This window comes from Paenibacillus sp. RUD330 (genome assembly GCF_002243345.2).
GTDB lineage: Bacteria > Bacillota > Bacilli > Paenibacillales > Paenibacillaceae > Paenibacillus_O.
Map to the genome: position 1 here is coordinate 2,700,932 of NZ_CP022655.2, position 17,167 is coordinate 2,718,098.

Here is a 17,167-nt window from a genome sequence, read left to right on the forward strand (position 1 = left end):
TTTTGAGATCAAGTGTCCTTCGCGTTACTCTTCATGCTCCTCGACAAGAATGGTGATGATGTTCGAACGGACGGTAAAGAGCGGACCGATGCCCTGAAGCCGGAAGGTAGCCGAAGCCTGATTGCGGATCTGACGCGAAGACAGCTCTATTGCTTGTGTCGCCGAGAACGAGACGACCACCGACTGTCCCGGAGCGATGGAACCGATGTTCAAGCCCGTATTGGGATCGGCTCCTGGATCAGCCTTATTGTCGACCTTCACGCTGTTCGCAACGAATACAGTCCCCTTTTGCAGGACGTCGGTCAGTACGACATTTGTCGCAATGACCTGGCTTCGATTGGTTACCGTCAATGAAAACCGTACGATGTCACCCACGAATACTTGAGCGTCTGCGCTCTTCGTAATAACAAGCGGAGGTTCGACTACCCGTACCGTCGCCGCAGCGCTTTGCTGGCCGATTTGAGAAGAGCTTACGGTAACCGTATTGTGAATCAGATCTCCCGGCATCGCGGTCAATGGGACCGTATAAGGGACGATCAGAAACTGAACAGCACCGACGTCCTGGGATGCAACGGTTCCATTGAATCCGAGAAATGGATCGCTGTACTGAATGTTCGTCAGCCTTATGTTTCCGGTATTGACGCCTATGAGATTGAAAAACACGATTTCGCCGGGAAAAGCAGTGGCAGGAAATACCGTTTTGCTGATTGAAAGCTTTGGATCCGCAGGTATGGCTACTTCGGCCGTGGCGGTAATCGGCTCGGTCTGCGCGGTGTTCAACACGGCCGTATTGAGGATTGTCGTTCCTCCGCGTGCGTCGGCAGGAATGGTGAAGGTGCGGGACAGCCTAATAAAGAAACCGGTCGGGACAAATTCTACCGTCTTGTCGATACCGAGCAAATCATCCACAAAATGCAAATTCGTAAGCGGCGAGTTCGATGAATTTCGGATTTCAAAGGTAAACGTAACGACATCGCCGGGCAGCGCTTCGGTACGGTCTACACTTTTGACCATCGTCAGCTCTGGCGAGCCGGGGAGGACGGTGATTGCCGCGGTCGATGTTGTCTCGCCCGTCTCATCGGAGGATGCGGCAGCTGTATTGGTCAGTACGGTACCGGCGGCAACGGCAGGCACCGTAAATGGAATGACGGCGGATACGATCGCTCCCGCAGAGAGGAAGGGAATGACCGAACTGTAGTCCAATGTCGCATCGGTTATGAGAACGTCAGTCAAATCGATGTTGCCCGTATTTTGGACCGTGATGGTTGCGGTCACTGTCTGTCCTGGAACCGCATGAACCGGGTCGAGGATTTTGGCGATCTGCAAACCGGGACTTGGATCGACTACGACCGTGGAGGAACCTTCCGAAGGATTCGTCTGATCGGTTGTCACGACTGCAGTGTTGACGATGACGGAACCGTTCAGCGTTCCTGGCGGTATCGTGAATAAAATCGTTACGAACTGGCTTTGGCCGATATCAAGCGTACCGATGTCTTGGCTGATACCGAGGGAAGGATCACTCAAGAAAACGTTGGTGAGAGGAACAGCCCCGGTATTGGTGACGGCGATGGAATAAGTAATCGTATCGCCTGGAGCAGCGGTCAGGCTGCTTGGCGTTTTCACGACGGTTAACGCAGGCGTCAAAGGATCGATTAGAACGCTTGCCGCTGCATCTGCCGGTTCGGTCTGATCCGACACAGCCGTACTGACGTTCGTGATGAGGGTTCCGACTGGAGTTCCCAACGGCACGGTGAATGGCGGCGCAAAGGTTAGCGACTGCGACACCGCAAGCGATGGAATGACCGTGCTGAAGCCCAGAAGCGGATCGGTTACAGTAACGTTCGTCAGATCCACGTTGCCGGTATTGCTGACCGTAAGGGTATAGGTGATCGTCTCTCCTGGAAGAGCGTTGGCGGCATTCGCCGTTTTGGCCAGCGTTATCGCCGGAACTTCGTTGACGATAATCGTCGTTGCACCTTGCTGCGGCCCGGTCTCGGCTGGCGTTGCCGTGACGACATTGGCAATGGCAGAGCCTGCTGCTGCATTTAAGGGAACGACGAAAGGAACGGTCTCGATCACGGTCGCGCCGGGGTCAAGCAAAGGAATGATCGTATTGAGAGACAACAGGGGATCTACGATCGCAAGATCGGTCAGCGGGATGCTGCCGGTGTTGCTTACACGAATGGTAAACAGAACCGTATCTCCCGGATTCACGAGTGCTTGATCGACCGTTTTTGTTACTGTAAATGAAGGCAGGAGCACAATCAGCGCGGCGGAGTCATCGTCCTGAACCGTTTGAGAACCGCTCGTTCCAGTAACTGTGGCTGTGTTTGGGATCGGATTTTCAGCCGAGCTTGGAATGACGAAGGGGAATTCCACGGTCCTCGATTCGCCGACAGCCAATGCACCGATCGATTGGTTCAAGCCGATTCGAGGATCGGCAAGCTGAACAGCGGTTAAAGGCGTGTTTCCTGTGTTGGTGACAATGAACGTATAGATGACGGTACTGCCGACAATCCCTTGAGCAGGCGAAACCGATTTGGACAACGAAATACTTGGATTGCTGATGACGGTGACGACAGCATTCGCTTCGCTGGGACCGCTCTGAGTCGATGTGACGGTCGCGACATTGACCAAGGAATCCCCTTGCATGGCCGTTATCGGCACTTCGAACGGTGTGGAGATGATGACGGAGTCTCCTGGATTCAGGGCCGCGAACGTTTCATCCACTCCGACGATCGGATCTGTGATGTGAACGTTGGTAAGCGGTTCATTGCCTGCGTTGGTAGCTGTTATCGTATAAATGACGGTCTCGCCCGGAGCAGCGATTTGCGGGCTGACGCTTTTGAAGATGACGATTTGCGGTATCGGAGTAACGATGATGGACGCAGTGTCCGAGGCTGGCCCCGTTTCATTGGAAGTGGCAACGGTTTGGTTCGTGAACACTGTACCGGCAAGCGTTCCGGGAGGTACAGTGAAGGAGGCTGTGAAAGTCTGCGATTCTCCCGGATTCAGAACCGGGATGGCTTGGGTAAAACCGACCAGGTCATCTTTAACGATTACGTCGGTAATAGGGGCATTGGATGTGTTCGTTACGGTAATGGCATAGTTTACAGTTTCGCCAGGCGCAACGGAAATTCGGTCAGGCGTTTTGGAAATAGCGAGACTGAAACGCGGCAGTACGGCAACCTGCTCCGAATCCGACACGGGCGGGGTCTGATCGGAGGCGGCGGTTGCGACGTTGGTGATTATCGTGCCTGCCGGAGTATCGGCGGGAACAGTATAGATTGCCGTAATCGTGAACTGGGTGCCTGGATCCAGGCTGGATATGATATCGATCAAGCCGAGCAGCGAATCTTGAATGACGACGTTCGTCAGCGTCGTATTTCCCGGGTTGGATACAATGAAAATGTACGGGATCGTATCGCCGGGCTCAACACTGCTTTGGGATGCGGTTTTGGAAAAGGCAAGGATGGCCGGCAAAGCGATTTGGAGAAAATAATCTTCCACCTCTCCGTCAGAAGCAGGCCCTAGACTTCTTGTATCCTCTAACGATGATGCCGGAACAACAGAAACTGAGCCGGCTAACGAAGTGGAATTCTGATCGATCAGGGTATCTGTCGTCAACCTGAGCCTGACGAATGTTTGACCTGGAGTCAAGGCTGTGCCTGCAGGAACGGTGAACTGGAGCGTTGCCGCCTGCGTTCCGCCTTGAGAAGGAACAACTGCGACAGGAGCCGCTTCATTGCCCTGAAAGATGCCATCTCCATTAAAATCGACCCAGCCGTATAAATTCGCGCTGCGGCCTGTAAGATTGGTGACTGTCACATTAAGCTCATAAGTGGACGCATTGATGGCGAGAGGAGGAAGAGGGACTACGACTCCGTCATCCTGAATGCCCTTGGAAATATCATCACCGGTAGCGGTAGGGTTCTGATAGGCATCGGTCTCCGCCGTTGCTTGCGTTCCGAGGAAAAGTACGTTCACCAGCTGATGACGAGGGCCGTTATTGGCCAGCAACGTAGAATAGTCATTAGGGCCATTTCCTGCGGAGGTGTCCGGAGCGTCTCCAAAATCAATGGCTACCGTGGTGTTGGGACAAATAGTGGCATCATTGAATGAGGTCGTGGTGGTGCTTGAAAAGGCTGCAGCTGTTGCGGTATTTCCGACAATCGTATATCTAAATATGATTCCATTGCTATTGGATATTGCGTAAATGGTTCCGGTGGCATCCAAGGCTATGGCACCGAATGGACCGGTATTGGAAGGGGTGGTCGTCACATTGACGACATTCCCTGTTGTCGGAACAATTCTCTGCACTGTGCCTTGCGGCGTTATGCCATATAGATTGCTGTCTTGGGACCTGAAGACCCAGTCGCTGACATTCAGCGCTCGGCTCAGTGCGACTCCGAAGTTGCTGGTCTGTTCCTGAAATCCGTTGGCCGGATTGACCAGTTTCATGTACGTGGAGGAATTGGGCCGCAAATCGATGACATAGAATCTGGTTTCATTATTGACGAAAAGGTATAAAAATCCGCTCAAATCAAAGGTTCCCGTCGTATAGGCATCTGCCGGAAAGCCTGTAGGCAGGGGAGACAGTGCACTTACATTTCCGCTATTGTCCACTCGGACAATAGCATTATTGAGCTGATCGTACCCATAGATATAGTTATCCAGCGTGTTGTATCCGATAGCGTTGATATCCACTGGAGGAATGACGGTACCTTGGACCGCCGTTTCGCCTGTTACGACATTGATGTTGAACCAGACGGAGGGCCTCCCGGAAAATTGAATCAGATTCGTAGTGCAGCTTAACGGATTGTTGACCGTATCGTGGCTGAAGTTTTGGCTGGCAATAACGGCATTCCCGCTGATCTGGGCTGCCGTGACGGTCAGCGTAATTTTTCTCGGTCCGTTTGACATCGTAAAGCCAGCGGGTTGGGTGAACGTAACGGGCGGACAGGCAGCTCCGGGGTTCGCCACCGGTTCGTAAACCGTATAGGCGCCCGCCGCGGCAACCGTTAAACTGTAAACTCCGCTTGCATTGGTTAGAACAGAAGCGCAGGTTCCACCGGTACTGTTGAATAAAACGACAAATACGTTAGGTATTCCAGGCTCGCCCGGATCAAATAGACCATTGTGATTTAAATCATTAAAGACAACGCCGGTAATGGTTGCTGCCATCCTTGTATGCCTCCCGATTTGTCCGTCAAAACGCGATCATATAACATGCATACTCGTTGATTCTAGTCCTTATTACAGAGGGAAAATGATTATAATGGGATAAGTTAAGGTCGGTGGAACTACTTGTAAACCAGCAGAACGTCAGACGGTTATGGGCGTCGAGTAAGACACAAAACAGCCCCCAATTCGTCAGACGGTTATGGGCTTCGAGGAATTGACTATTTTATAGGATTGGAGGCTGTTTTTAATTGAATTTGTGTCAGGATCGAGGAGGAGTCTGCAGTCTGTCATTAGAGACAGAGAATTATAAATAGAAAGACGGCTGTATAAAGGATTTAACTCTTTTTATACATACGTACAAAATACGAGTTTTGTGAACATCTATAACGAATGAGACTGAACTTCCCATATTTCCAATGCTTCAATTGGTGCCCTGAGCTTTGTTCCCCAATTATTCAAATGGTTCTCGCACTGCCTTTATCGCTTCCCACATCGTGGCCCAAGGCTATTCAAAGAACTCTTCAAATCCTGCGCGCAAGTTGATTGGAAAGCCAGTCCCACAAGAAATAAAAAAATAACCGCGCTTGGCGCGGTTCTATAACCTTTCGATCTTGATCCCTTGAGTTCGGAATTTTCATTTGAAAGCGTCGCCAATTGCACTGCCATCAGCTATGCCCTTAAAAAGGGATAAATCCAAATCCTAGACATCACCGGAAGGATTGATAAGAGCCAGAACCTGATGATCCTCCCACACCCCGTTGATTTTCAGGTTGCTGCGGGAAACGCCTTCTTTGTGGAAGCCGGCTTTCTCAAGCACGCGAATCGATCCGGGATTCCGGGGCGAGACTTCCCCTACGATGCGGTGGAACTTCAGCTCTTCAAAGGCATAACGAACTACCTGCGAGACCGCCTCTGTCATATAGCCTTTGCCGTTATAAGCCTGATCCAGGCTATATCCGATCATGCAGCTCTGCAGCGATCCCCGCGCCACAAAGGCAAGCCCCGCACTGCCGATGATCCTGTCGTCCTCTTTGCGGCAGATGACAAATTCGTATTTGCGATCCTCCGCCATATCCATCTTGCTCTTTCTGATCGCTTGGAGCTGATGCTCTTCCGTATAGTACTCATCCTTGTTGCTTGGAGAGAATCTCTCAAAGAACTCCCGATTGCGCTTGTAAAGCTCAGACAAATCGTAAGCGTCGGCTTCCTCGGGAAACCGGACGTATACTTGCTGCTCCGACATCTGCACCATCCCTATTCATGAAAATATATGGTTCATTATATCACGGGATGAATTCTCGGTTGTACCCCAATCCAATCAAGAGCCGTAAGCGGCGTCGAACTCAATGATGTTGTGGTCCGGATCGAGCACGAATATTTGCGAGAATCCCGCCAGGCTGTCTGGCCTGGCTTCATAAGGAATTCCCTTTGCCTCGAGTTCGGCGATCGTGTTCGCGAAGCTTCTCACCCATATGGCGAAATGCCCGTCGATCGTGTCGATCGGCCCCCGCCGCAGCGTCTCTCCTTGAGGATTCTCCAGCAGATGAAGCTGCTGCGAGCCGACTTCGTACCAAGCTCCCTTGGAATCGAACGGCGGCCGCTGGAGCTGCCTGAAGCCCAGGAGCCCGGAATAAAACTTGTGCGCCTGCTCCAAATTCCGGACTGATAGGCTGACATGATGCAGATGCTCATACTCAAACATGGATTCGCCTCCTCATAGCCCCCACCCGCCCATTGGCATGCCTTGGCCGCATCCTCATGGCCTCTTCCCGCTCAATCGGCGTGTCTGGGCCGACTCGTATGACCATTCATTTCTCCACGGCGCCATCGATTTCCTTTGCCTCATCCGGAACGCTTATTAATGAACCCTATATTCTCATGGCTAGATGAACATGAAAAATCCCGGCGAAAGCTCGCCGGGACGGTGTCCAACCCACGATCTAGAATCTAATCCTTCCTTTCATGCAGATCCCCTATCTCATCCGCTGATTTCCAAGTAATCCAGATATACATCCCATGTCCCATTGTCGGTTGTGCATACAAGCTGAATTTCTTGATTGCCGGTTCCATGGCTGACATTGCTCAGCGTATAGACGGCTGGGCTGCTGCCTCCGAAGTAGAAGCTCCCCTTCGTCACGCCGCCGATCTTCAAGTCGACCCTGGCCATCGCAGAATTGCTCGAAGCGCCGCGGAGAGAGAACGTATGGGTTCCGCTCGTAAAATTCTGCGTGTACTTCACCAGGTCATTGTTGGCGTACAAAGCGACGCCCGAGAACGGCGAGCTGATCGTTGAGGCGTACTGTCCCCCTCTGGTCATGCTCTCCGCTTCCACCTTCGTGCCTGTACCTGGCGTACCGCCTCCGCCTCCCCCGTCGGGCGCGACTGCCCGCCCTGTGCTCGTCGAGATCATGCCGGAGCATAGTCCTCGGCTTTTGAGGTTTTGCGCGATTTGCGGGATCGCTTGGATCGTGGTCTGATATTGGTCATGCATCAGGATGACATCGCCGTTTTGCAGCCGTCCCGCTGCGGCGGCGATCTGTGCGGCCGTGGCTCCGTTCCAGTCCTGGGAGTCGACGTTCCAGATCACTTCCGTAAGTCCATTTTGAGCTTCGATGGACTTCAAAGCCGCATTGGTCTCTCCGTAAGGCGGACGGAACAGCTTCGGCGCCGCTCCGGTGATGGTCTGGATGGCCTGCTGCGTGCTTGTGATTTCTGATGCCATCTGTGCGCCGCTGAGCTGCGTCATATGCGGATGCGACCAGGAGTGGTTGCCTATCCACATGCCTGCCGCCTGCTGATCGCGTACGAGCGACGGATAGTTCTGCGCATTCTGTCCCAGGTTGAAAAGGGTCGCACGCAAGCCGTTTAGTTTCAGCGCGTTCAGCAGCGTTGTCGTGTTGCTCGGATTCGGACCGTCGTCGAACGTCAAGCCTACATAACCGTTTGAGCAATCGGCTGCGAACGCCTCGTTGCCCGACATCGCCAGTGAACCCGTAAGAAGAGATACGACAAGCGTTCCGACCGCTGCCCATTTAGCTGCAGCCGCCTTGGCCTTGAGCATGGATCAACACCTCCGATTTGGAATGGATCGTTTGGTTGCCGTGATCCTAACTGATCTCCAGATAATCCAAGTAAGCATCCCAAGTTCCGTCATCGGATGTGCAGACGAGCTGTATTTCTTGATTGCCGGTTCCATGGCTGACATTGCTGATGGTATAGACCGCAGGATTGCTGCCTCCGAAGTAGAAGGTTCCTTTTGTCACGCCGCCGATCTTCAAATCCACCTTGGCCATGTTCGAGTTGCTCGAAGCGCCGCGGAGGGAGAAGCTGTGGGTGCCGGTCGTGAAATTCTGCGTGTACTTCACCAGGTCGTTGTTGGCGTACAAAGCGACTCCCGTGAACGGCGAGCTGATGGCGGAAGTGTATGAGCCGCCTTTCGTCATCGACTCGGCTTCTGTTCGGGCAGCTGTGCCGGGAGTTCCGCCTCCACCGCCGCTCCCGCCGATCGTAAGGGTATGGCTCGTAATATCCGCGCTTCCGCTGCTCTGATAGCCCTCGACCGTAAGCGCGACTTCATACATTTTGCCCATCGGCATGCCTAGGCTTTCCCATTTTTTGAAGTGCTCGCTGACCGAGATCGTGCCGCCCGTACGCTTCGTCTGCCGGACGCTCCAGTACTGCTTGAACGTAGCCGTTCCGATAATGGACGGCTGGTTGACCCGGGTCGTCTCGTAGATGTCATACGTTCCCCCGTCAACGGAGAAGGTTCCCTTGAAGGTGCCGGTCGGGCGATAGGTTCCCCAGTTGTCGACGATGTAATATTCCACGAGCGGATCCTTCGTCCATCCATAGACGCACAGGTAGGAGTTGCCGCCGGGATTGAACGTGGCGTTGTAGTTGATTGAAATGTTGCCCAGCTGGGCGTATGTCTTCGTCGAGTCGAATTTCTTGCCTTTGCGGAACAACGCGTTGTTGATGTTGCTCCACTGGGCGCTGAACGTGCCGCCGCTATTGAGCGTCATGCTTGTATTGCCGGAATCCTTCCACAATTCATAGTCGTATCCGTCCTGGGTGCCTGTCTGGTTCGAAGTAATCGTTGTGGCCGCTTGTGCGATTCCTGCAGGCAAGGCAAGCACGAAGCAGATGAACATCGATAGCAGGAATTTCGTCGATCTTGGTTTCATAAGTCTTCCTCCTTTTTTTGGTAACATGCAGGTCGGTATCGCCTGGAAGATAGGCAGGCCGCTGCTGGCCTCCGCCACCACATCCTTTTCATATTAAGTGAAAGCGATTACATTTCTAATATTATCAAAGGGTTCCTTTTTTTATCACTTAGAAAAGCTTAGATGATACCCTAAAAAGCTTAGCCTTTTCTCCGGCATGATGCATCAGGTCCGTTCTTGCCGCTTGTATTCCGGTTGACTTAGGTCGCTGGCCATCAATATATGCTGCGATTGGGCAGCCACATAGGAATGCAGGACAGCACCGGCATATGTTGGAGAAAAATGGACTCATGGGGTGATGATGTGGCCAAACCCAGACAAAATACCTTATTGACCAACGAACTCTCCTCCTTGGACTTAGCTAAAATCGGACTCACCTTGAATGTGATCGGAGATCTGTTCGGCTACTTCTCGATCATCAAAGCGGAAGAAGAGCTGCAAAGTCTCGAAGAAGAACGAAGAAGCCGTGAAGCCTCCGGAACCTAGCAACAGCCGATAGGCCCTTGACATGCAATCACCCGCATTCCTTTTAGGAATGCGGGTGAAATGGATGCACGGAACTGGATTTGGAGATCGGTACATCTTAGCGGGCGGGCGTTAGAAAATAGTCGGCACCGATTGGGGCAGATTGTTCGTCATGAAGTCGATCTCTTTTTCCGCGAAGGACATCATAGAGAGCCGATATACGGTTGAGGAGATTTCCTGCACCTTTTCCGAGAGGGTTGGTCCCGGCATGATCGTGTTTGACGGCGACTTCCGCTCCTCTCGTCAATTTGGACAAGCTTTTGGACAAGGACAGCAGCATGGATTAGGTCATCCTGTACTGCGGCATCTCCCGTACCTAAAGCCGTTTTATGTTTCAATCCCATATCCATTTGGAAAAACTCCCTTATTGTCGTTTCTGTGCTCCGGACAGGGATTCATCTTGCCTTGCTTGGATGGTTCGGTAACTAGCCTGATGCGACAACGTTCTTGTCCGACGCGCCTAGAGTGGTCTCGTTCGTTTCCGGGTATGGGCAGCCGCCTTTGGCAGCTGCCGGCCAAGCTCAAGCATCCCTAACCCTACTCATCATTAGGTTTACGTGTCTACCACGCTCCAACACTCCGGTCCATGGTCCATCACCGCATCGTTCCAGATGGTTACGTCTTCCCCATTCCACAGAACGGAATCTTCTCTGTCCCGTATATAAAGAAATCCCGGTTGAACCGCTGCGGATCGAGAGCTGGCGTGCCCTGCCGCCATGCTCCGCCCACTAAGAAACGGGAATAACGCTGTCATTGGCCGATGAGGAGATGGACATGAACATATTGGAGCATGTAAGAGGTTTTTATCTGGCTTGGATCGATTATCCCCTACAGAATGGCGATGTCATTGCGGACCGATACCGCATAATCCAGCTGCTCGGCATCGGAAGCTACGGCTTGACCTATCGCTGCCTGGATCTGCAGTCGGGACAACAAGTGGCGATAAAGCAAGCCAAGCCGAGCAAGGGTGAGCTCGGACGGGAGCTGCTGCGGCGGGAGATGACGGTGCTGGCCAAGCTGCGCCATCCGTCCATTCCTCGCGTCCGGGACTTGTTCGACGATAAGAACCGGCTCTTTATGGCAAGCGAGTTTGCCGGAGGCCAGACGGTCGAGGAGCTGATCTTTGAGCGGGGCCGGCTGTTTTCGGAAAGAGAAGCTCTGGATTTCATCGGCAAGCTGACGGAGATTGTCGCTTATGTCCACCGGCAAGGGTATGTTCATCTCGATATCCGCATCCCTAATGTCATTGCCGACGGGAATCGAATTCATCTGATCGACTTCGGCTTGGCCAGGCGGATCGGCGAAGCGGCGGCGCTGGTGCCGCCTTTCCGGTCAGGCGTCAGGCTGGCTCAAGACGCTGATCCCGCAGCCGATCTGTCGGATATGGGCCATTTGCTTCTATTCATGCTGTATTCAAGCTATCATCCGGCAGAGATGGCCGACAAGGGATGGGAGCAAGAGCTGGATCTGACTCCCGGGGCCAGGCATCTACTTCGCAGGCTTCTGCACATTGAAGCTCCTTATGAGGGCATCGATGCCTTCATTGGCGATCTGGAGCGATGTCGGAATCCGCATTCGGAAATATAAAAGCCAACCGGTGTACGGTTGGCTGGGGCATGCAGGATGAAGCTTGCAGGGGCTGATGCAGATGTAGATGATTCAGCTTGAGCTTCTTTTGCGGCTCTTGTAATAGCTGTGGCCGTTGTTTTTATGTCCATACGCCTGATCGGATGAGCTGAGCCGGCTGTGGCCGTATTGTTTTTTCCCGCCGCTCGAGCTGTACCGATGGCGTCCATGCTTGGAATGCTGGGCTGATCCTAACAGTTTATTGATCAAACGTTTGATCATGTCTTCATTCCTCCTTTGGATTTATCCGTACTACGCATAGTCGGCAGCTTGGTTTCAACATGTTCGCGCGGAGCCGATCAAAACGCTTCTCTGAACCAGCCTGCCATCCAGTCGTTGACCTCCCGAAGATCGGCTACCGGCTGGCGCGTGAACGGAAGCGACGGCATGTAACCGGCCGGACCGAACTCCGGCGTTACGGTAGTCAGGCCCGCGCCGTTGCGGGCTCTTTCGGCCAGGACAGCCCCCCACCATTTCTTGAAGGCTTGAAGGACATCCTTGTTTTCGGGAGCTGCCGGATGGGCGACCTGGGGACCTTCCGGATGGCCGAGCCGGGCATGGATATGCACCGTCCGCTCGATGGCCAGCCGCAGATCCTCTTCAAACTCCTCGAGCATGGTTTCGGTTACGCAGCACCAATGGCTGAAATCCGCCGTGATGGCAAGATCGGGCAGTTCCCTGAGAAGCGCCGACGTATTCCAAGGCGTGAACATCGCTCTGGAGCGATGCGTCTCATGACCGACTGCAATGCCGATCGAGCGCTCCACCTTGAGCGCGCCTTCGAAGAATAGGAGCTGCTCCCGAAAGGGCATGAAGTCTCTGGCGCTATGGGAAACGATCAGCACCGGACCGAAGGCTGCGGCGCGTTCCGCCTGGGCGGCGAAAGAGGCCGAGTGGTTCCCGGATGTGACGATCTGGGCAATAAAGGACAACCCGTGTGCAGAAAGCTGCTCCTTGAATTCCTCCTCCATGCCGACCGGAGGCAGCGGAGCCTCGATTCCCGCATACCCGTCACCGGCAGCCCGCTTCATCAGCTCGGAAACCCTTCCCTCCAATCCCCATAACGCTTGGAATAGCTTGATTTCCATTGCATCCCCACTCCTTCATTCGTTAACGAACTGGCTCCCGGCCTTATTCACGCCTCTTGCCAGCCATATTTTGAAGCCCGGATTTTTATCGGGATATACTTCCGCTTCGGTAGAAAAATAGCGCATCGTATATCCGCATCTGCGGAATTCGCTTGTATTCGCGGCTGCTCCGTGGATGATCCTGGAATCGTGCAAGGAGCATTCACCCGGTTCCAGCTCGAAATAAACCGCATTCGACTCGTCCACGTTTTTGATTTGGGTCGAGAACGTATTCTTGGTCCCGTCGATCGCTTCATAATCCGAGAATCCGTTGCCGTGCGTGCCGGGAAGCACCCGCATGCAGCCGTTCTCCTTCGAGCTTCGGTCTATGGCCAGCCATACCGTAACGATCTTGTCGAAAGAGCTCAGCCGGCCTTTCCAGTAGGCGGAGTCTTCATGCCATGGAGTCGCCCGGCCGACGTAGGGGTCTTTGCAGATGAAGTGGCTGGACCACAGTCCGATGTTGGGGCCGATGATCGGCTCGACAAGATCGAGGACTTCATCGCTGAGCAGGAAGTCGAGCAGCCGCTCGTCGCGGAAATGGGGCGTGTCCAGCTCATCGGACAGCCTGCTGCCTTTCATGGCGAGCTGTTCCTCGAAAATATCCGTCAGCGTACGCATTTTTTCGGAGCTGAACAGCGGCTTCTTATGAAGCACATAACCGCGCTCCCGGTAACGCTCGACTTCTTCTTGACTCCATTCAGCATATTCCATGACATGACTTCCTCCCTTGAGTTGGCTTCGAGCTTATTGTAGCTCTGCCGCCCGCTCCGCCTCTCCTTCTCGCTTACGAAATGATACGCATATCTTCCGGTCTTTCCGCTCTTCCGGTATAATCCGGATAAATGAAACGAAGGAGCTGATTCCGTCATGGAGCTGAAGGAGCATCCGGATCGCTTGACGATCGATGAGTACATGGCGGAATCGTCCCATTGCCTGTTCCGGCAGGAGCTCGATACGCCATGCCATCTGCATTGGCATGAATTTTATGAGCTGACCTATGTCCGCTCCGGCAACGGAGTCAACAGTGTCAACGGAGCGGACATCGCGATCGGCGCGGGAACGCTGTTCCTGCTGACTCCGGCCGATTTTCACGAAATCCGTCCTTTGGAAGCGTCGACGCTCAAGATCTACAATCTGATCTTCAAGGAATCGATGATCCCGGAGGAGATCCGGACGCTTCTATTCGGCGGCCGCATGCTGTCGCCTGTGCTGATGAAGCTTGATGCGCGCGGGCTGGAGAGCTGTTCTCGATCCTGGATGAGGAGGACAGCCGCAATAGCCGGACCGGAGAGCTGATCGTGAGGAACCTGCTGGGCTGCCTGCTGCTGATGCTGTGCCGGGATGGAGAGGCAGCCGTCAGCGGTGAAGCCGCAGTGGCCCCCCTGCATCCCAGCATCCAGCAAGCGCTTTTCTTTCTCCAGCATCATTTCCGCGAGCCGCTGACGCTCAGCGAAGCAGCCAAGGCTGCAAGCCTGTCGCCGAATTATTTCAGCGAGTGCTTCCGGCAGCAGCTCGGCGTCGGCTTCCAGCAGCATCTGCTTGACCTGCGCCTCGGATTTTCCCGGTCGCTGCTGCAAGCATCGTCACTGCCCGTGTCCGAGATCTGTTACGCTTCGGGCTTCAACACGCTGACTCATTTCGAAAAAATGTTCAAGCGCAAATACGGCCATCCGCCGAGCCGCTGCCGCCGTTCTATTCCTTGATGCTGAAATCCGGCCTCGCCTTGTCGAACCGTGGATTGCCCCCGCATACCATAAGGCCGGAGCCCCAGTCGATATGGACATTTTCCGTCGGCTCATCCGAAGCGTCCTTGTATTGGAACAGCACATTCCGCCGCGTGCGCTCGCTGCGATTGGCGTCCGAGCCGTGGATCGTCAAGTAGTTGAAGAACAGCACATCTCCTGCCTCCGCCGGGCAAGGCAGTCCTTCCGCTATCGGGTATTCCTTGTGGTTCAAATAGTAAGAACCGACATGAGGCAGGCTGCCCTGCACATGCGAGCCCGGCACGACCCTCAGGCAGCCGTTCTTCTCGTCCGCCATGTCCAGGTGCACGCTGGCCGCCAGCATGGAATGCCTTGCATGAGGGAAATAAGGATAATCCTGATGCATAGGGAAGGCGGCTCCGTTTTCCGGCGGCTTGACGAGCATTTTCGTATGGTGGAGCTGGACATCGGGTCCGATGAGCTGCGACAGGATCGCGGTCATATTCGGGTGCACGACAGCCAGCGTGAAGCAGGCCTCATGATAATGGACGTCATGGAAGCCTTTGAGCACCAGCTTCTTCAGCTCCGCCGGCGGCAGGAAGTCGCCTTGCCAGGCGGAGTTGTCGTCCCGCTTGGCCTGGGCGGCGCGCTGGATGATCCGCTCCACCGCTCCCCGCATCTCCTCCACTTCCGTCTGGCTGAAAACTCCTTTGACGAGCAGATACCCGTTTTCTTTGTAAAAATCCACATCGCGCCGACTGATCATGCATGCTCCTCCTTGAATGGAAAGATTGATAGGAAACGTTTCTTGCTTATAATCATAGTCATAGCCACGATGGACGTCTTTGCGATTAGGCGTCTGGTTTTTGCACGTTGACGCCAACCTATACTGGAGGACAAGACCGATGTACCGATATCAGGCAAGCGATGCCATGCTGAACAGCCGGATCATGGAAGCGATCCATCCCAATGCCCGCTTTGTCATTTACTATTGGGGAGCCGACGAGCGGCTGCACAGCAATCCGATTCACAAGCATTCCTTTTTCGAGGCTTGTTATGTGCTCGGCGGGACGGGTACCTATACGGACAATGGAAGGACATACGCGCTGAAGAGCGGAACGCTGTTTCTCTCCCGTCCCGGCGCGACGCATCAAATTCTCACGGAAGATGGCCTCAGCCTTCTATTTGTCGCTTTCGAGCCCGATGAAGCCAGAACAGATCCGGACACGCTATCCGCCTTCCGCGCTCTGGCCGATGCTGAGCGAGTCTGCGTAGAGGACGGCTCCCGCACGCCGACCGCGCTGCTCTGGGAATCGCTTCTGCTCCGCGATGAGGAGCGGCACAATCTTCCGGAAAGCGCGGTTGCGCCAGCCGCTTCCGCGCTTCTGCTGTCTTTCCTTGGGCTGTTCGGAGAGCAATCATCCTCGCTCAAGGCCGGCATGCCGCGCGACAACATGGTTCTGCGCCGGGCCAAGCTCTACATCCGAGACAATCTGTCGAAGCCTCTCCCGCTGCCTGAGATGGCGGCGATGCTCAATGTGTCCGAACGCCATCTGTCCAGGCTGTTCTCAGGCGGCATCCACGAGAGCTTCACCGGTTATATCCGCCGGGAGCGCGTGCGCGAGGCGGCACGCCTGCTGAACGAATCCGAGCTGCCGATCAAAGAAATTGCCGAGATGGCCGGCTTTTCTTCCGTCCACTATTTCTCCCGCACGTTCGCGTCCATGATGCATGCTCCGCCTGGCGTATTCCGCCGGCGAGCCCGATCGGCGAGTTCCGCGCATGCCGAATAAGCCGTTCCTCCATCGGAAGCGGCTTATTTCTCGGCACATCGTTCAAGATCCGCCTGCTGAGTCGAACGGGGCTGCCGCCGTTCCCGATACTCCCGCGGGCTCAGCCCTGTATGGCGCCGGAACAGCACCGTGAAGAAGCTGCGGTCCTGGTACCCGCATGCCTCCGCGATCTGCTCCACGCCCATCGCGGTACTCCGGAGCAAGCGGCATGCTTCGCGGATGCGCAGCTCCTGCACGAAGCGGCTGAAGGGCTTGCCGGCCGTTTCGGCGAACAGCCGGTGGAAATGGCGGACGCTAAGTCCCGCCTCGCCGGCAAGCTCCTCCGCCCGGAACGGGATGCCGGGATCGCTGCGCAGCTTGCGGATAACGGCTTCGATTCCGGGGCGGCTCCTGCTGCCCAGGCTATGGCTTTTCGCCCCGCCACGGCAGTGCTCCTCCAGCTCCGCCAGCAGAAGGATGAACAGAGCATGCAGCTGTGCCGTCCCTCCCGGCCGCTTATCCCGCAGCACCTCCAGCCCTTCCTCCATGATGCGGCGGATGACGCCCCTGTCATCCCGCAGCCGGAACCATTCCGGAGAGCCGGGCAGCAGATTGAGCGCCTTCCGGGCCGACTGCAGCTCCTCCAGCCCCGGGAAGCTGCTCAGCGCTGCCTCCGCCTGCCCGGGAACAAGGATGAAGTTGCCGATCATGAGCGGATACCTGGACGATGTCGATCTCGGCCGGAACACATGGGGGGTACCCAGCGGCAGGACAAAGACATCTCCGGCGTGCACATCCATGGACTGCTCCCCGATATAATGCACTCCAGCTCCCTCCATAACCAGGCAAATCTCCGTGAATTCATGCCGATGCAGCTGCAGCTCGAACGACTCCGATACCCGGTTGATATAGTAAGGCCGATTGTCGTCGAAGAACAGATGCGCCGGAGTGACCGCAACCGACTGCTGCGCCATCCGACTCCCTCCTTTTTGTCAGGATAACCA

At 54.7% G+C, this 17,167-nt stretch carries 15 protein-coding genes and 1 pseudogene; 5 read left to right on the plus strand and 11 right to left on the minus strand.

The window, feature by feature from the left end; genetic code table 11:
- Positions 1 to 24: 24 nt before the first annotated feature.
- From CIC07_RS12280 to CIC07_RS12300, 5 genes are all read right to left on the minus strand, one after another.
- Positions 25 to 5,184, minus strand: a complete 5,160-nt coding sequence (locus CIC07_RS12280) for a DUF7507 domain-containing protein (RefSeq protein ID WP_076355921.1) — start codon at positions 5,182 to 5,184, stop codon at positions 25 to 27.
- A gap of 700 nt (positions 5,185 to 5,884) precedes the next feature.
- Entirely contained in the window at positions 5,885 to 6,427 is a 543-nt protein-coding gene (locus tag CIC07_RS12285) for a GNAT family N-acetyltransferase (RefSeq protein WP_076355920.1), read from the minus strand.
- Positions 6,428 to 6,502: 75 nt separating this feature from the next.
- Entirely contained in the window at positions 6,503 to 6,886 is a 384-nt protein-coding gene (locus CIC07_RS12290) for a VOC family protein (RefSeq protein WP_076355918.1), read from the minus strand.
- A 276-nt stretch (positions 6,887 to 7,162) separates the two neighbouring features.
- A complete protein-coding gene (locus CIC07_RS12295; RefSeq protein ID WP_076355916.1) occupies positions 7,163 to 8,245 on the minus strand; it encodes a polysaccharide deacetylase family protein in 1,083 nt (360 codons plus the stop codon).
- 46 nt (positions 8,246 to 8,291) lie between these two features.
- Positions 8,292 to 9,368 carry a glycoside hydrolase family 11 protein gene (locus CIC07_RS12300; RefSeq protein WP_076355914.1) on the minus strand — a complete coding sequence of 359 codons (1,077 nt, stop codon included), beginning with the start codon at positions 9,366 to 9,368 and terminating at the stop codon, positions 8,292 to 8,294.
- A gap of 288 nt (positions 9,369 to 9,656) precedes the next feature.
- Here CIC07_RS12300 and CIC07_RS12305 point away from each other — a divergent pair, with 288 nt between their 5' ends.
- Positions 9,657 to 9,893 carry a hypothetical protein gene (locus CIC07_RS12305; RefSeq protein ID WP_139334416.1) on the plus strand — a complete coding sequence of 79 codons (237 nt, stop codon included), beginning with the start codon at positions 9,657 to 9,659 and terminating at the stop codon, positions 9,891 to 9,893.
- A gap of 129 nt (positions 9,894 to 10,022) precedes the next feature.
- On the opposite strand, the pseudogene CIC07_RS25420 reads toward CIC07_RS12305, so the two are convergent.
- A pseudogene (locus tag CIC07_RS25420) lies at positions 10,023 to 10,242 on the minus strand (SDR family NAD(P)-dependent oxidoreductase); the annotation flags it as partial.
- A 464-nt stretch (positions 10,243 to 10,706) separates the two neighbouring features.
- On the opposite strand from CIC07_RS25420, the gene CIC07_RS12310 reads away from it, so the two are divergent.
- A complete protein-coding gene (locus CIC07_RS12310) occupies positions 10,707 to 11,519 on the plus strand; it encodes a serine/threonine protein kinase (RefSeq protein ID WP_076355910.1) in 813 nt (270 codons plus the stop codon).
- A gap of 72 nt (positions 11,520 to 11,591) precedes the next feature.
- Here CIC07_RS12310 and CIC07_RS12315 read toward each other — a convergent pair whose 3' ends face one another.
- The 3 genes from CIC07_RS12315 to CIC07_RS12325 all read right to left on the minus strand — a co-directional run bounded on the left by CIC07_RS12315 (position 11,592) and on the right by CIC07_RS12325 (position 13,399).
- On the minus strand, positions 11,592 to 11,780 hold the full coding sequence (locus CIC07_RS12315) for a hypothetical protein (RefSeq protein ID WP_076355908.1): 189 nt from the start codon (positions 11,778 to 11,780) through the stop codon (positions 11,592 to 11,594).
- 77 nt (positions 11,781 to 11,857) lie between these two features.
- Positions 11,858 to 12,646, minus strand: a complete 789-nt coding sequence (locus CIC07_RS12320) for a xylose isomerase (RefSeq protein ID WP_076355906.1) — start codon at positions 12,644 to 12,646, stop codon at positions 11,858 to 11,860.
- 15 nt (positions 12,647 to 12,661) lie between these two features.
- Positions 12,662 to 13,399 carry a phytanoyl-CoA dioxygenase family protein gene (locus CIC07_RS12325; protein ID WP_076355904.1) on the minus strand — a complete coding sequence of 246 codons (738 nt, stop codon included), beginning with the start codon at positions 13,397 to 13,399 and terminating at the stop codon, positions 12,662 to 12,664.
- Between the two features lie 156 nt (positions 13,400 to 13,555).
- Here CIC07_RS12325 and CIC07_RS12330 point away from each other — a divergent pair, with 156 nt between their 5' ends.
- Together CIC07_RS12330 and CIC07_RS12335 are read left to right on the plus strand one after the other, a co-directional pair.
- Complete coding sequence (locus CIC07_RS12330; protein ID WP_234992914.1) at positions 13,556 to 13,984, plus strand: AraC family ligand binding domain-containing protein; 429 nt, start codon at positions 13,556 to 13,558, stop codon at positions 13,982 to 13,984.
- A gap of 2 nt (positions 13,985 to 13,986) precedes the next feature.
- A complete protein-coding gene (locus CIC07_RS12335; protein WP_083687982.1) occupies positions 13,987 to 14,391 on the plus strand; it encodes a helix-turn-helix domain-containing protein in 405 nt (134 codons plus the stop codon).
- Here CIC07_RS12335 and CIC07_RS12340 read toward each other — a convergent pair.
- Positions 14,381 to 15,157, minus strand: coding sequence for a phytanoyl-CoA dioxygenase family protein (locus CIC07_RS12340; protein WP_076355902.1), 777 nt, complete (start codon positions 15,155 to 15,157; stop codon positions 14,381 to 14,383). The genes CIC07_RS12335 and CIC07_RS12340 overlap by 11 nt on opposite strands.
- Before the next feature lie 139 nt (positions 15,158 to 15,296).
- On the opposite strand from CIC07_RS12340, the gene CIC07_RS12345 reads away from it, so the two are divergent.
- Positions 15,297 to 16,184: a helix-turn-helix domain-containing protein gene (locus CIC07_RS12345; RefSeq protein WP_076355900.1), complete on the plus strand. Its 888-nt coding sequence runs from the start codon at positions 15,297 to 15,299 to the stop codon at positions 16,182 to 16,184.
- Positions 16,185 to 16,207: 23 nt separating this feature from the next.
- On the opposite strand, the gene CIC07_RS12350 is transcribed toward CIC07_RS12345, so the two are convergent.
- Positions 16,208 to 17,137, minus strand: coding sequence for an AraC family transcriptional regulator (locus CIC07_RS12350; RefSeq protein WP_076355898.1), 930 nt, complete (start codon positions 17,135 to 17,137; stop codon positions 16,208 to 16,210).
- Positions 17,138 to 17,167: the final 30 nt, after the last annotated feature.

Excerpts from the sequence above, each read along its gene's own strand:
- CIC07_RS12280 (WP_076355921.1), bottom strand. The coding sequence starts at position 5,184 with ATGGCAGCAACCATTACCGGCGTTGTCTTTAATGATTTAAATCACAAT.
- CIC07_RS12285 (WP_076355920.1), bottom strand. The coding sequence starts at position 6,427 with ATGTCGGAGCAGCAAGTATACGTCCGGTTTCCCGAGGAAGCCGACGCT.
- CIC07_RS12290 (WP_076355918.1), bottom strand. The coding sequence starts at position 6,886 with ATGTTTGAGTATGAGCATCTGCATCATGTCAGCCTATCAGTCCGGAAT.
- CIC07_RS12295 (WP_076355916.1), bottom strand. The coding sequence starts at position 8,245 with ATGCTCAAGGCCAAGGCGGCTGCAGCTAAATGGGCAGCGGTCGGAACG.
- CIC07_RS12300 (WP_076355914.1), bottom strand. The coding sequence starts at position 9,368 with ATGAAACCAAGATCGACGAAATTCCTGCTATCGATGTTCATCTGCTTC.
- CIC07_RS12305 (WP_139334416.1), top strand. The coding sequence starts at position 9,657 with ATGCAGGACAGCACCGGCATATGTTGGAGAAAAATGGACTCATGGGGT.
- CIC07_RS12310 (WP_076355910.1), top strand. The coding sequence starts at position 10,707 with ATGAACATATTGGAGCATGTAAGAGGTTTTTATCTGGCTTGGATCGAT.
- CIC07_RS12315 (WP_076355908.1), bottom strand. The coding sequence starts at position 11,780 with ATGATCAAACGTTTGATCAATAAACTGTTAGGATCAGCCCAGCATTCC.
- CIC07_RS12320 (WP_076355906.1), bottom strand. The coding sequence starts at position 12,646 with ATGGAAATCAAGCTATTCCAAGCGTTATGGGGATTGGAGGGAAGGGTT.
- CIC07_RS12325 (WP_076355904.1), bottom strand. The coding sequence starts at position 13,399 with ATGGAATATGCTGAATGGAGTCAAGAAGAAGTCGAGCGTTACCGGGAG.
- CIC07_RS12330 (WP_234992914.1), top strand. The coding sequence starts at position 13,556 with ATGGAGCTGAAGGAGCATCCGGATCGCTTGACGATCGATGAGTACATG.
- CIC07_RS12340 (WP_076355902.1), bottom strand. The coding sequence starts at position 15,157 with ATGATCAGTCGGCGCGATGTGGATTTTTACAAAGAAAACGGGTATCTG.
- CIC07_RS12345 (WP_076355900.1), top strand. The coding sequence starts at position 15,297 with ATGTACCGATATCAGGCAAGCGATGCCATGCTGAACAGCCGGATCATG.
- CIC07_RS12350 (WP_076355898.1), bottom strand. The coding sequence starts at position 17,137 with ATGGCGCAGCAGTCGGTTGCGGTCACTCCGGCGCATCTGTTCTTCGAC.